Raw genomic sequence first — 15,069 nt, 5'->3', positions numbered from 1 at the left:
ATTTAGATTTTTATTTGTAGGGGTACTCAGAGTCAGAGATTCACATCTTTTTTAGATGCACAATCAAGGCAGACTCTGGGTCGAGAATAGGTAAGGTCAATCCAATCTCTTTGAGGTTATCGCCGCTTAAAGTCAGTGTTTTATCTAACCATTGAGGGCGTTGCTTCATGAGTTGGAAACTGGTTTGTGGCATCTCCACTAACTTCACTTGATACAGCGCACTGTCTTCCACGCAGCTAATACGAAGTGGTGATGGCAGAGCGTACTCAGGCATCGCCAACTGACACACGGTGATCAGCATTTCATCATCATTCTGCACCCCATAGATGTTCTGGTTTTTGTCCGCAGGATCCATGCGAAAGCTGCGCCCTGAGTGCAAAATATGGCGGAACTGCTTGTGCAGAGAGATGTAGTGAGAGAAAGCTTGTTTCTCTTGTTGCGACTCTTTAACCGGGTCAAGCTCAACACCCATATGCCCCATCAAAGCGGTGACACCACGCATATTGATACTGTGACGACGATTGGTTGAATGGCACTCAGCAGGGCCAATATGCGCCCCCATAACTTCTGGTGGGAAGAAGTAACTCATGCCTTTTTGAATAGCTTGGCGTTCCAATGCATCGTTACAATCGGATGCCCAGAATCGATGTGTTCTCTTGAGGATTTCAAAATCAATGCGACCACCGCCTGATGAACAAGATTCAATCTCGACTTTAGGGTGTGCTTGATTCAGTTGATCGACGAGACGATACAAGGCTTCAGTTTGACCATGCACCGCCGCCTTACCTTGGTGGCCCGGCTGAACTAATTCACGATTCATGTCCCACTTTAAGTAGCCGATATTGTACGTAGTCAGAAGCGTATCAAGGCGAGAGAACAAGTAGTCAAAGCACGCTTCATTCTGCAAGTCTAAAACATACTGCCAACGACCAGACGGTTGATGATAACCTTGCAAACCTAGGACCCAATCAGGATGGTTACGGTATAGGTTTGAGTCTTGGCTGACCATCTCAGGTTCAACCCACAACCCGAACTCCATCCCCTGTTGGTTAACGTGTTCAATCACAGGTTCTAAGCCATTTGGGTATTTCACTTCATCGAGATACCAATCGCCTAAGGCCGTTCGTTCGCCATCACGACCAATAAACCAACCATCATCAATAATGAATCGTTCAACACCCATTGCGCCGGCTTCGGTTGCCATCTGCATGATGTATTCCGGTTTATGGTCGAAGTAGATGCCCTCCCAAGTATTTAAGTGCACAGGGCGAGGTTTATCGGTAGGGAATTGAATAATGTTGTCACGAACAAACTGCTGAAAACGTTGAGCAATACCGTTCAAACCAGAGTTGCTGTAACAGCCATAGAGCCAAGGTGTCTGGTAAGTAGCCTCTGGTTCTAGAATCGATTCACCCGCTAACAATAACTCTCCCGCTTGTACAAAGCGGCGGCCATCACTGCGAACATCAGCACGCATTTGGTGGTTACCACTCCAACCTAAATGGAAGCCCCACACCAAACCATTCTGTTCTGAGAAACCTTGCGTTCCTGCAAACATGCCAGGGAAGTTTTCATGTGAAGTACGGCCGCGACGGTTCTCTTGCATGAAGCCACCATGCTCAAAACGCTGACGTTGCGTTTGGAACTCATGACACCAACGACCATGGAACGTCATCAATTCATTGGCGTGGTTTGGCAGCGGCAACGTTGATGACAGCTTATTTAAATAGTATTTACTGCCCCCTTTGTTGGTTACTGTGATGCGCTTTTGAACCACATCCGATTCGTAATCCAGTTTAATTTCAACCGTCAATTCAAGCTTAGACACGGTGTCTTCTAGAACAAAAGTGGCTTGCTGAACCTGAGCTTCCACGCGGACGGTATTAAAAACGGGTGCCCAATCAAAACCATCACGATGCCCTTCTATTCCCGGCGCATTAAAATGACCGCTACCCAATTCAGGACAAAGAGAAAGCGGTACATCGACATCAAGGCGTGCTTGAGAGATCGGTCTCTCGGTTGATAACAAAAGATCTTCATCAATACTGGCGATCTTTGCGCCCCAGTGAAGAACCTCTGGAGTACGGCCCGATTTGATGATCAAACTGTGGTTTTTACTTGTTAGATGAATAAATTCGCTCATAGCCAATCTCATATTGTTTTCGTAAACATAAACTAAAATTAATAGTGAACTTGAAGACTGAAATTAGTACTAAAACGGCTAAATAACGTGATCTAAAAACACTTATTCGTTGCTAAAATTTGCACAAGATCGACTGTTTCCGGAAACATATTTAATGTTTCAAATGACATTTTTTTGAAAGGGAGCAGAGTTTCATTTCGCTAAATTGGATAAGCTCATCGAACGACGGGAATATTCGATGGACGGTGTGATGAGTGTAACTTTTAAAGATGTGGCGAAGCTGGCTGGCGTATCGACTCAAACAGTATCAAGGGTGACGAACGGTTCGCAAGATGTCGCAGAATCCACTCGAAACAAAGTGAATGCTGCGATAAAGAAGCTTGGATATGTGCCCAATAAAGGGGCTCAAATGCTCAGCCGTTCCAAGTCCACCAGCATAGGGTTAGTGACGCTCGATATGGCACTGCATGGCGCCGCAATGATCGCTAACGGTGTACGAATGCAGGCTCACGATATGGGGTATGGCACCGCTTTTTCTGTAGTATCCGAACCGAACCTCACCAACACCCGCGAAGCCATTCGTGAACTGATCGCCCAACAGGTCGACAGCATCATTCTCAATGTGCCTTTAAAGAGTGCAGACGCCGAATTGCTGGTAGAACAATATCAACACTTAAACCTCATCTTCATTGATGTCCCTTCTAACAGCCAAGTTAACTATATATGCGGCGATCATGCCGAGGGCGCAAAGCTGGCGGCTCAACATCTTATTGAAAATGGTCGCAGTAAATACTTGTTGATCAGCGGGCCTCATGAGTCCAGTGCCTCACAAATCCGTCTTCAGAGTTGGTTGGGTGTGCTAGCAGATGCAAACTGTCAGATACAATTTCAACATCAAGGAAACTGGCAAGCAGAAAGTGGCTACCTTGGCATTCGAGACGCCGTCGCGAAACAAATCCAGTTTGATGCTGTGTTGGTCGCCAGTGATCAAATGGCATTAGGGGTTTTACGCGCACTACAAGAATTGCAAATACCCGCACCGGACAAGGTCGCTGTTGTCGGTTTTGATGGCATAGAAGACAGCGCATTCTTCAATCCGCCTCTTACAACCATCAAACAAGATTTCACAAAAATAGGCCAGCAAGCGGTGAGACTTGCAGAGAAGCTCAACGCCAATTCTCAAGATGCCTTGTTACAACATCATATCGAAACCACACTGCTTGCGAGAGAAAGTAGCCAATCTAAGGTGACTGCCAATTATGAAAAACAAGAGATCGAAAAACTGCTGAAGAGGATTCAGAGCCTATTACCGGAATCCAACTGAAAGAAAAAAGCGCTAGGGGGAGCTAGCGCTTTTAAGACCAACTAAGTCCGTTTAGCCTGGTAGATTTTTAAGCTATATCATGAGGATATAACCAATTTTTTTACTTAGGTAAATCAAAAAGCCTATTCTTTACGACTGCTTTAAGTCGTAAATTAAGTATAGTCGGGTTCTTATAATAAACCGGATTTTTCTAAAATTAATTCATATGAATTTGACGATTAACCGACACAATAAACTATTCGGAAATCACAGATGAGATCGCATTAGTAATCAGCTTTCTAAGTAGTTTATTTTTATCATCTAAATGCTTTGCCTTTCGATAAACAAGCTGGATATCAAAATCTGGAACATCAATTGGTGGCTTCACAGCTAGTAAGGTTTCTTCACTATCCATATCCTTGCGCGCGACTAGCTTGGGGACAATACACAATAGTTCTCTGCCACGAATGAGCCGCTTAACAGTTAAAAAGTTACTGGAAGATATCGCGACTTTCCGGCTTAAACCTAGTTCACCTAAACGAGTGTCCACTCCCGTCTTTAAAGCCCCTGCCGGAGAAACGAGCGCGTGCTCGACAGCAACAAATTGTTCTAGCGACATCGGCTCCTCAATAGATAGAACCGATTGATCAAGTAAACAAACATGTTGCTCCGTATACAAATGCTTTGTTCGATATTGCTTTGGTACCTCACCAAAGCTACCTATCGTCATATCAAGCTTGGCATCGTCAAAGACTTGCTGGTAGTTACTCCGGTTTACATTGAACAACGCTACTTGGGAATAAGGAGAGGATTGATTAATCAGGTCAAACAATATTGGAGCGAACATCTGCTCGGCATAATCAGTGAGACCAATCTTCCAAGTCCCTTTATAAGTCTCTGCATCAAACGATTTAGATAACAGAACTTCAGACTGGATGGTATTCAGTAGCGCGTCCACGGTACTTGATAGTTCAATGGCTCGGTCGGTTGCCTCCATCTTGCTGCCCACACGCTCAAACAAAGGGTCATCAAACAACTTTCGTAACCTTTGTAAGCTATGGCTCATCGCAGATTGGCTGACATAACAACGCTCAGCAGCCTTACTCACGCTATTCGTTTTATACAAAGCCTGCAGTGCAATCAATAAGTTAAGGTCAATTCCTTTCCAGTTAAAATCAGCCACAAATCAATCCCATATTATTCATAGTTATAATTAAAACAATTAATTTGAATCATAGTTCAACTCCACCTAAATTACGCTAAACATTTATCTGGAATCGATCATGCTTTCAATTTTTAAAACCTTTTTCTGGCTTGGCTGGATTAGCTTTGGTGGACCAGCAGCACACATTGGCTACTTCCGTAAAACCTTTGTTGAGAAACTGAATTGGTTGTCCGACGAAGAGTACGGGCAGATTGTCGCTCTTAGCCAATTTCTACCGGGCCCTGGCTCAAGTCAGGTTGGCTTTGCGGTTGGCTACAAGAAAGGTGGATTAACAGGTGCTATTGCTGCATTTGTCGGCTTCACTTCCCCATCTGTGATTCTGATGCTGATATTGGCGTTAGTCAGCAACCAGCTATTGGAAGCACCACTTTTCAATTCAATCATTCACGGGCTTAAGTTATTAGCGGTAGTGGTTGTGGCTGATGCAACCTTTGGTATGTACAAGAACTTTTGCCAATCGAAGATAGCAACCGCCTTATGTGTGATTACCGCGATTGTTCTGCTACTGATTCCAGGCATCTGGCCTCAAGTTTTAGTGCTTCTATTTGCAGCGATGATTGGCAGTAAGTTCTTGACATCTCAAGAGCTCAAAACGATACCTTCAACGCAAAAAATATCGGTAACGCCTCTCGTGATTTTTGTTGCTTTGCTGGTTGGTCTGCCTCTATTCAGTGCTTACTCTCAAGGTATTGAAGTGTTTGGCCTGTTCTACCAAGCAGGTAGCTTAGTATTCGGCGGCGGCCACGTGGTACTTCCGTTGCTACAAAATGGTATTGGTGACCAACTGTCTCAAGATGCCTTCCTAACAGGTTATGCAGCAGCACAGGCAGTACCAGGGCCTATGTTTACACTTGCGACTTACTTAGGTTATGTATTGATGCCATCGGCACCGATCACAGGCGCACTACTCGCAACGATTGCTGTGTTCTTACCGGGCTTCTTATTACTACTCGGTGTGTTGAAAAACTGGCAGGCGATTGCAAGCAAACCTTTAGTGGCTGGCGCTCTTACTGGTGTGAATGCGGCGGTTGTCGGTTTATTGTTGGCAGCGCTATATCAACCGATTTTCACAAGCGCAGTGAGCAGTGGTTTAGACTTCGCTTTGATCATTGTTGGCGTGTGGCTACTAAAAACGGTCAAGATGCCAATCGTAGGGCTTGTCGGCATGTTTATGCTATTCGGCGCTCTTACTGGCTTTGTTAACTAAAGATCTAACCGAAGCAAGAAGTTAGTGAATACCTAACTTCTTGCTTACGACTGAACGATAGGAGCCGTCGAACCTTTAACTAGCAGGCTTGATTCCATGGAAGTTAAAAAACAAATTGCAATCAATTAGCGGGATTGGGCTTAACGGCCAAAAAGAGTGTTTATTATCAGGGAGATAGTACTTTAAAAAGGCGATCAAATTATTGCAGGGATTAACATGTTCTCTCGCCATAATGTAATCGTAGTTCCACCCCTTTTTCACTCCAAGTTTTCTTGTCGTCATATAACGACCAACCTTCCATGCAATACCTGGGTCTGTAGGAATCAAAATGGACAAAGTGCCGCCCGGCTTTAATACCCTAAGCCATTCTTTAATCACAAGATGAGGCTCATAAAGGTGTTCCAATATATGTGTCGCAATAACACGATCAAAGCAGTTGCTTTCAAAGTCTAACGCTCGTGCATTCGTTACATTAAAAACGAGCTTGTCATAAGTACTGGTGTTACTGAGTTGCCTTTTTGCCACTTCAAGTGCGGCAGAATCGCCATCACTGACCGTATACTCGTCAAAACTATGCTGAACATGTCTCAAGTGTTCACCCGTTCCTGAACCCACTTCTAGCACCTTCGAGAAATGCTCTCTGTTACTGAAAGGCTTCTCACACGCTATATGACCCGCCCTCATCACATAGCCTGTTGTACTGCTTTCGTAGACTCGCTCGTCATATTCATCACTGAAACGGGACAAATAATCGAGCCACTCCTTGTCTTCATCCTTGTTTATTCTCATTCCTGAATCCTATTGAGATGGCTTGTGATCGTGACTTCTTAATATTGAAAGGATCCTCATCTCTCGTCTGCCGCGCGACACGTTGTCGAGTATCAAGCCGCAAAAGAAAGACATCACCGCGATAAGTGCAATTGAACTAGACAGAATAGCTGTTGGGACTCTTTCAACGAGCCCGGTATCAATAAAATCGATAATAACGGGAACCCCTAATCCCAATGAGATAAAGCAAAGCAACACCGACAAAGCACCGAAAAAAAACATCGGCTTTACGTCTCGTAGCAGGAACAAAATAAAGTTGAGGATTTTGATCCCATCACTCAATGTATTCAGCTTACTCGCCGTGCCTTCAGGCCTTGAGTGGTAATGAGTGGGTACTTCTTTGATCGACATATTATGGTGCAATGCATGCACGGTTAGTTCCGTCTCAATTTGAAAGCCATCACTGAAAATAGGAACCGTTTTTACAAACCGGCGACTCATCACTCGATAGCCAGAGAAAACATCATTCAATTGAGCATTGAACCCTTTATTTATTAGGGTCGAAAACATCTTATTACCCAAAATATGTCCTGCAGGATAAGCCTCGGAAGAGCGCTCTCGACTGCCAATGATCATATCGAGCTGTTCAGTAACCAGTTGTTCAATCAGTGTAGGGCTAATGGAGGCGTCGTAGGTATCATCACCATCAGCCATAATATAAATATCAGCATCAATATCTGAGAACATCCGTCGCACAACTTCACCTTTGCCCTGACGATACTCATGGCGAACAACAGCACCAGCTTGCAGCGCCTCTTCGACCGTGCCATCAGTAGAGTTATTGTCGTACACATAAACCGTCGCACTTGGTAGTGCACGTTGAAAGTCAGCCACCGTTTTTCCAACCGCTCCGGCTTCGTTATAACATGGGAGTAATATTGCTAATTTCTGTTTATTCATACTCACTCCTTACTTTAAAAACTCGGTAACCATCCGCAATTCCATCGTAGGTAACTTCTAGCCAAGCAGGAATATTATCCCCATGAAGCCTTCTAACTAAAGAATCATCGCCTCCAGAGTTCTTGAGGAGAGATAAGTGAGGGTCATTACCGATCAATATATAGTCAACCTTTTTATCTACTATTTTTTTTCTTGCCAGAAACATGTTCTCTTCTAACATCACTTCGATTAAAAATTGGTTGCCAACAATATTTCTATGATAAGGCGCTGCAATTATACTGTTGTTCGTTTTAGCTAATACAGGTGCGCCAGTTTCGATTCCAGAAAGGATAGTATGTGAATTGATACCGTTATCTTTTAATACATTAAAGATACTTGGTGACTTGTATTCATCATCAAAGGTAGTGGTAATTTCACCTGTTGGTGACAATGAAATAATAAAAAATGCTACAGATAATGGAGATCCAGAAAAGATAATGCTGACTTTTAACATTGTGAACCTGACATATTCAGATAGTTTAATGATAAAATAGGCTTGGAAAGGTGCAGCTAAAACAAAGCACAATCTTATTACTCTAACCTGCCAAAATATCGCAAGGGCTAGATTAAACATGAATATTAGATATAATATTGTACAGTGGTGATTTTTAATTCTGAAAACTGGGTATAGAATAGCGGGGACCAATAGTAATGTATAATTATCTACAGAAAAGAAACCCTTAATTGCTATGTAATCAACTACAGATTTGGCCTCGGTGACCTGATCTAGCCAATACAGCTTAAGTATCGGTGGATAATCTATCAAGAATGCACTGGTGAGTGATGGGTAGAGAACGGCTACAGGGACTAAACATAACAAACTAAGGGAAAGTAATAATATTAACTTTTGAGTCGAGCTCTGTTCTTGATTCGCCAATCGATTATATAAGTTAACAAAGGTCCATCCGCTAAAGAATAGAATAACAAGAATAAATGAGATCTCGTCATACTTGAAAACAAAGAACTCATCGTACGGTCTATTCAATAGGACAGTAAAAGTACCAAAAACTGCACAGGTCAAATATAACCTAGATACATAGCTAAACCACTCACGACGAAAAAAACAGAAATACACCGTATAAGAAACAAGGAATGCCATAAATAACAATATATTATCCATCCCCGTCCACAGAGATAGAGACATAAAAACGGCCTGAGCATACACTCGCCATGATTGTTTTAGGTTGCTGAACGTAATTGGTGTTACTGATAAGAAAAGTGTTGCTAAAACAAGTTGGATATTATGATGGTCAATAGAGCCAGGTAGGAAGTGTATGATAGCAGGAGAAAAAACTGCGAACATCATACTTACAAATCGATACTTCTCTCCAAAGTAATGTTCGCATAGATAAAAGCATGAGAGCGCATACAAGAATAAGTAGAGTAAAGGGACAATGGAAATTGAGATTGTATACGCAGTACTGTCATCAACCATAAATAGCAATGGGAAAGCCACTAAAGATAGTATTAGGTCAGGAAATCGAGACCAATGAATAATAATACCATCAGCGGCATTGAAGTTGGTCATCGGCTCTAGGTACCAATGGCCGTTCTTCATCCACTCTTGAAACTGAACAAAACGCATATAGTCGTCATTGTCATTCAAGTTGAGTATTGAAACGCTTTCCCACTTATAAATAAATATCACTGTGGCACAAACTAGCCAAAGACCAGAAATTACAATGATATCTTTATTAAAGCTTTCGCTTTTAGGCAATATGAATATCCTTTTCATTGAGCCAAAATCAAATCCCTATTACTCCATCTCTCTCACTTCCGCTAGTGCTCTGTTTAAGTTTTCATTAGCCACTTTATAGTAAGATGATTTTTTATTGATAGCTTGTTGTAAATAAGGAACTGCCTGATCGGGCTTTCCTTGTAATATCAAGAAGTAGCCGACATTATTTAACGCCTCCGGAGCGTCCATATGCCTCATGAATACGTTGGTTGCTTTTTTAATATCCCCAGACGCTAAATAAATAAGTGCCAGATTATTCTGAGCTTTTTCATTATTCGGATCCAACTCTAAAGCTGAACGCGTGTATTGATAGGCTTCCTTGTAGTTACCGTACATGTAGTGGGAGTAGCCCATATTCAACAAAGCTTTGACTGAACTTTTATCTATCGTCAGTGACTTTTTAAAGTACTCTTGTGCGATCTGATGCTTTCCGTCAACATCTTCCAGTACGCCAATCCCCATATAAGCTAGCGCTGGAGACATACTATCGACCTTCAAACTGGCCACTTCACTTTGGTTCAATGCTTGGTAATTCTGGATAGTTTCACTGCTTTTTAAACGAATTTGGTCTGAATTAATCGCTTTAAAGAAATAACTCCGCCCTTCATCTGTACGACGTTGTTTGGTGTATAGCACACCTAACTGTTCCAGCACTTCAGTGTGGGCAGGGTTAAAATCTAGCGCTGCAAGGTAAGCTTTCTCGGCCAACGCATAGTTACCGCGAGACGAATGTATTTGGCCAATAGTGAACAGAGTTTTATCGTGAAACTCTTTTTCAGGGAAAGACAAAGAGCGTATGTATTCATACAACGCCAAGTCTATATTGTTGTCTCGCAGAGCAATGTCACCGCGCATGATTGCTTCTTTTTCATTTAGCGGTGGATCATCACTAGTCAAACTATCGATTGGTTTACCCGAATACAATTCGGCATCAAATTGGTTGGTTGGTTCATCAGAAGATGCGCAACCAAGTAGCAAAAATGGCAATAATAGAAGAAGAAACTTATTGTATAAAATCATAAACTTGCTCCCGGCGCACTCAATGCGTCCATTACAATCAAGAGTCCAGGGCCAAGTGCGACAATGAAAAAACAAGGCCAAATAAATATCAACATGGGGAATAACATTTTAGTCGGTATTTTCGCCGCGATTTCTTCAGCGGCTTGCTGACGCTTATCTCTAAAATCTTCAGTATAGTCACGGAGCGTTTGCGCTAAGCTTCCGCCCATTCTCGATGCATGAGAAAGCAAAGAAACCAAACCTTCCAATTCGACTAAACCGGTTCGTTCGATAAGCTGCCTAAGTGCGTCAGGCATAGTGACACCCGCTTGAATTTTAGCAAATACCGTCTCTAGTTCATCCGCGAGTTCAGGCTGAGAGACATAGAGCTCTGATGCAACACGACCAAGAGCCGCATTAAAACCAAGCCCTGATTCAGTACATACAACAAGAAGATCTAATGCATCAGGAACACCGTTTCTGATTTTTTTCTGACGCTCTTTTTGTAGCTTAGATAGAATAATATTAGGTGTGAATGTACCAAGAAAAACACAGATCATGATGAGTAAATTATTGTACTCTCCGCCCAACGCTATGTAATAAACCATAAAAGCAGCGACGATACCTATCAAGCTAGATAGAACCTTCAACGCATAGAAAACCGATAATGAACTCTTTTCATGAAACCCGGCATGCATCAACTTTTCCGAGTAGGTTTCATTATCTTTTTTATTACCTTTACTTAAAAAAGGGCTTAATGATTCGAGCGTATTAGAGAAGTTATAAGGTTTCCTGCCAGTCGGAGATCCGTCTTCTGATATTTGTCTCAGTTTCTTATCCAAAGGAGAGCGAGCTCCTAAAAAAAGAAATCCAAGCGTTAGTGTTAACAAGACTGTTGTAAGCAAAATCATCGAATAGATAACCATCTGAGAGCTGACCCCAAAGTCTGCTAACATCTGCTTCCAAACTTCAATATTTAATAATTCCATAGGTTAAATCTCTATGCTGATGATCTTTTTAATCCACAAGGCTCCGATAGCCAAAAGAACTATACCGACACTCACCATAGAGAGACCACGTGGATCTGTGTAAAGTGGCTCGATGTATTCGGGACCAGCTACCCGCATAGCAAAAAACAAACCAAAGGGTGATAACGTTAAGATCCATGCTGACAACCGACTCTCAGCCGAGAGCGTTTTGACTTTCCTTTCCAGTTTAAAACGCGCTCTAAGTACTTCAGATACCTTTTGCAAATTCTCGGATAAGTTTCCCCCAGTCTCTTTCTGCAACATTACGGCGCTAGAAAAAGCTAGCATTGAAACGGTTGGGACTCGCTCTGCCATTTGTAAAATTGCCAAACGTAAGTCATAACCATAGTTGAGCAGGTTATAAGTGTTCTTAAACTCGGCACCTATAGGATCAGGAAGCTCTTCGCCAACCTCGTTAAATGATTGAACCAACGGTTGCCCGGCTTGCAATGCTCGTCGGATAACATCTAAAGCCTCGGGAAGCTGTTCCTCAAATCGAGCCATTCGGTAGGTCACTCGATTTTGCACAAATAGATAGGCGACAACCCAAACAAAAATGAATGCCGCGACACTAATGAACCATACTTGGTTGGTCATTATCGCTATCAATGTAAGCGACACACCACAAAGAGAAACTATGAGTAAAAAGCGGCTCAATGCTAATTTAAAGCCAGCTAGTTCCAACATTTTCTTTAAGCCAGCAAAATATGGAATGACGATTAACTTGCGGTCTACTGGAGATAAATCTTTGTTATAGTGTTCTTTTAGTAATGACAAACTCTCTGCATCGATATTACGTTGCGTCTCTTTCAAACGTCGAGACAACTCTTTGTGCTTCGCTTTTTTCCCTGCAGCAGGGAGCAACAAAGCTTGCGAAATAAAAAGCACCGCAATGAATAATAGACCTAATGAAACGCTTACATTGTCCATAATATATCCTTAGACTTTGGTCTCACTAAAGAGCTCGAAAGGCAGGTCGAGTCCACGTTTGACTAACTGGTCATGGTATTGAGGCACAACCCCCGTTGCTGTGAAATAACCGATAATATTGCCGTCTTCATCAATACCTTTACGCTGAAAACGGAATATTTCCGACATCGTAATCACCTCACCTTCCATGCCGTTGATCTCTTGGATACTCACCATACGACGCTTACCATCTTCTTGGCGTTCCATTTGAACAACAAGGTGGATAGCCGAAGCAATTTGAGCTCGTAAGTTTTTGGTTGATATGTTCCACCCTGCCATCGAGAACATATTCTCGACCCGACTCAAGGCATCACGGGGGGTATTCGCGTGAATGGTAGCCAGTGAACCATCATGACCGGTATTCATCGCTGCTAGCATGTCAACGGCTTCGCTACCACGCACCTCCCCAACCACGATTCGATCTGGTCGCATACGCAAGGTATTTTTAACCAATTCGCGCTGGCTGATTTCTCCCTTCCCTTCTAGGTTAGCAGGGCGGGTTTCGAGACGAATAACATGTGGTTGTTGCAGTTGTAATTCGGCCGAGTCTTCTATGGTAATAATTCTCTGGTCTCGCGGAATGAAACCAGAAAAGATATTCAGTGTGGTTGTTTTCCCTGACCCCGTCCCTCCTGAAATCAATATATTGAGCTCACCTTTCACAGCAGCCTCCACAAACTTAGCCATTTGAGGCGAGACTGAGTCGTAACCAATTAAGTTATCCATGGTCAAACGATCGACAGCAAAACGACGGATCGAAACGGAAGGGCCATCGAGTGCGAGAGGCGGGATAATCGCATTAACACGAGAACCATCAACTAAGCGGGCATCTACCATAGGTGATGCTTCATCAATCCGGCGACCAACCTGACTGACAATACGATCAATAATGTTTCTTAAGTGACGATCATCTAAAAACGTATACGGTGTTTTTTCTAATTTACCTCGGCGCTCAACGTAAACACTTTTAGGGCCGTTGACCAATATATCCGACACAGTTTGATCAGCTAATAAGGGCTCCAACGGCCCCAGACCAAAAACTTCATCTTCGATTTGTTTGATGACCCGCTTACGACCTTCTGCGCTGAGTGCATGACTACCATCATCAGCCATCAACTGAACGATAGCTTCATGCAAATCTAGCTTGGCGCGCTCTTTCTCCAAGCTAGAAAGTAACCCTAAGTCTAACGTTTCAAGCAACTGCTTGTGAAAGAAGTGTTTGATTGACAATTCTTGCTCCAGTACTTTGCGAGCCTCGTCAATCGCCTTCTCTTTTTCAACGCTCGCTTCTGTCCGAGAGTGACTGGACATCTCAACACTTGATAAACGTTCAACAGGATTGGCATCTTCTGAATCATGCGAAATCTGTTCTACTTTTTTTTCAAACTCTGGATTTACATTTTTTCGTTTAAAGAACATCACAATCCCTCGTGTTTACTTTTCATCAACCCATTATGAAAACAACTTTTTCAGCCACCCTTTCTCTTCCTGCTCCGGTGGTGAAAGAACATGAGATAAGTCGATGATAGAGCGAGTAATAGAGCTTTTTTTTCTCGACTGAACTAACGGCTGCCCCAAGTTGGCACTCTCTAGCGCGACTTTAAAATCATTTGGCATAAGGTGTATGTCGTGGTTGCCCACTGCTTGCTCAATGTCTTTCAACTTAATTGAATGTCGCTTTTCATAACGGTTGAGAATGACCTCTATTGAGTCACTTTGTAAGCCGTACTCAAATTTCAGAGATTTAATTAGTCTGCTTGTGTTTTTTACTGACACTAAGCTCTGTTGCAAAACCAAAAGTACTTTAGTCGCTGGTGATATTGCTGATGCAAATACGTGATCTAAGCCTCTAGATAGGTCAATGATCACATAAGGGTAGAAACGACGCAGAATTGGAAGTAATCTGCCAATTTTCTGAGCCTGCTCGAAATCATCAGCGTTATTTTCATGTTTAAAGCTTAGAACATGGAGACCTGATTCGTGTTTATTTACCAAAGAGCCCAAAGACATTTCATCCAAATCATTCGAACTGTTGATCGCATCAGAAACGCTATAAGTCGGTACTATGTTCAAATAGTCTGGAATCACGCCAAACTGAAGATCGATATCGAGTAAAAGAACTTCATTCGGATGTTGAGTGGCCATCTCAATGGCAGTATTTAACGCCAAGGTGGTTGCCCCCATCCCTCCTTTGGTATTCAAAAACAAGATAAACTCTCCGTAACTGGAGTTCTCAAGCTTTTCGGAAGCGGTTTTCTTCAATAATGGAAGTAAGTCCGATAGAGTCACATTATGAGACAGAAAATCTGAAGCCCCCAAGCGAAGTGCGATTTTTAATGATCCATTATCACTTTCATCACCGAGCACAACTAAAGACAAATCCTTGTCTTCTAAAGACAAATCATACCCTTGTAACTCAACCATTTTTTGAGCCCAATTCCCATTAGCTTCAACAAAAATAAGCTCTGGGACATCTGCACTTTTTAGGTATTCTTCACTCATTGCCGCAAGAGAAAACGAGGTCACATGAACATTTCGGCATTTTTTTAGTTCTTGACTCATATGCGAATGAAAGCCGTCAGTACTGTAGACTAACCAGACCTTTAGATTCGTTCTTAAACGCGTCATATCTTTATCGTTTTCATTCGGCGTTATTTTGATCGCTTCCCCCATACATTTATCTCCTTTTA

At 42.5% G+C, this 15,069-nt stretch carries 12 protein-coding genes; 2 read left to right on the top strand and 10 right to left on the bottom strand.

Features of this window, described 5'->3' with window-relative positions:
* Positions 1-40 precede the first annotated feature (40 nt).
* The gene (locus tag AB4154_RS05215; protein WP_102319934.1) at positions 41-2,143 is read right to left on the bottom strand and encodes an alpha-galactosidase; all 2,103 of its coding nucleotides are present in this window, start codon (positions 2,141-2,143) and stop codon (positions 41-43) included.
* 250 nt (positions 2,144-2,393) lie between these two features.
* On the opposite strand from AB4154_RS05215, the gene AB4154_RS05210 reads away from it, so the two are divergent.
* Entirely contained in the window at positions 2,394-3,467 is a 1,074-nt protein-coding gene (locus tag AB4154_RS05210) for a LacI family DNA-binding transcriptional regulator (RefSeq protein ID WP_372122408.1), read from the top strand.
* Between the two features lie 235 nt (positions 3,468-3,702).
* Here AB4154_RS05210 and AB4154_RS05205 read toward each other — a convergent pair whose 3' ends face one another.
* Positions 3,703-4,629, bottom strand: coding sequence for a LysR family transcriptional regulator (locus AB4154_RS05205; RefSeq protein ID WP_372112685.1), 927 nt, complete (start codon positions 4,627-4,629; stop codon positions 3,703-3,705).
* A gap of 100 nt (positions 4,630-4,729) precedes the next feature.
* On the opposite strand from AB4154_RS05205, the gene chrA reads away from it, so the two are divergent.
* Positions 4,730-5,878, top strand: a complete 1,149-nt coding sequence (chrA, locus tag AB4154_RS05200; protein ID WP_372122407.1) for a chromate efflux transporter — start codon at positions 4,730-4,732, stop codon at positions 5,876-5,878.
* A 75-nt stretch (positions 5,879-5,953) separates the two neighbouring features.
* Here chrA and AB4154_RS05195 read toward each other — a convergent pair whose 3' ends face one another.
* Genes AB4154_RS05195 through AB4154_RS05160 form a run of 8 tightly spaced genes read right to left on the bottom strand, consistent with a single transcriptional unit; the run spans position 5,954 to position 15,052 of the window.
* On the bottom strand, positions 5,954-6,667 hold the full coding sequence (locus AB4154_RS05195) for a class I SAM-dependent methyltransferase (RefSeq protein WP_017065822.1): 714 nt from the start codon (positions 6,665-6,667) through the stop codon (positions 5,954-5,956).
* 9 nt (positions 6,668-6,676) lie between these two features.
* Positions 6,677-7,606 carry a glycosyltransferase family 2 protein gene (locus AB4154_RS05190; protein WP_372122405.1) on the bottom strand — a complete coding sequence of 310 codons (930 nt, stop codon included), beginning with the start codon at positions 7,604-7,606 and terminating at the stop codon, positions 6,677-6,679.
* Positions 7,599-9,380, bottom strand: coding sequence for a hypothetical protein (locus tag AB4154_RS05185; RefSeq protein ID WP_372122403.1), 1,782 nt, complete (start codon positions 9,378-9,380; stop codon positions 7,599-7,601). The genes AB4154_RS05190 and AB4154_RS05185 overlap by 8 nt, the downstream gene beginning before the upstream one ends.
* A 21-nt stretch (positions 9,381-9,401) precedes the next feature.
* Positions 9,402-10,403: a lipopolysaccharide assembly protein LapB gene (locus tag AB4154_RS05180; protein ID WP_017066696.1), complete on the bottom strand. Its 1,002-nt coding sequence runs from the start codon at positions 10,401-10,403 to the stop codon at positions 9,402-9,404.
* On the bottom strand, positions 10,400-11,371 hold the full coding sequence (locus tag AB4154_RS05175; protein ID WP_017084215.1) for a type II secretion system F family protein: 972 nt from the start codon (positions 11,369-11,371) through the stop codon (positions 10,400-10,402). The genes AB4154_RS05180 and AB4154_RS05175 overlap by 4 nt, the downstream gene beginning before the upstream one ends.
* A 3-nt stretch (positions 11,372-11,374) precedes the next feature.
* Positions 11,375-12,340 carry a type II secretion system F family protein gene (locus AB4154_RS05170; RefSeq protein ID WP_017066694.1) on the bottom strand — a complete coding sequence of 322 codons (966 nt, stop codon included), beginning with the start codon at positions 12,338-12,340 and terminating at the stop codon, positions 11,375-11,377.
* A gap of 9 nt (positions 12,341-12,349) precedes the next feature.
* Positions 12,350-13,798, bottom strand: coding sequence for a CpaF family protein (locus AB4154_RS05165; protein ID WP_017066693.1), 1,449 nt, complete (start codon positions 13,796-13,798; stop codon positions 12,350-12,352).
* A gap of 33 nt (positions 13,799-13,831) precedes the next feature.
* A complete protein-coding gene (locus AB4154_RS05160; protein ID WP_017066692.1) occupies positions 13,832-15,052 on the bottom strand; it encodes an AAA family ATPase in 1,221 nt (406 codons plus the stop codon).
* Between the last annotated feature and the right edge of the window lie 17 nt (positions 15,053-15,069).

It is taken from the genome of Vibrio sp. 10N.286.51.B11 (assembly GCF_041469245.1).
Lineage (GTDB): Bacteria > Pseudomonadota > Gammaproteobacteria > Enterobacterales > Vibrionaceae > Vibrio > Vibrio crassostreae_C.
This window is presented reverse-complemented; position numbering and strand designations above follow the sequence as displayed.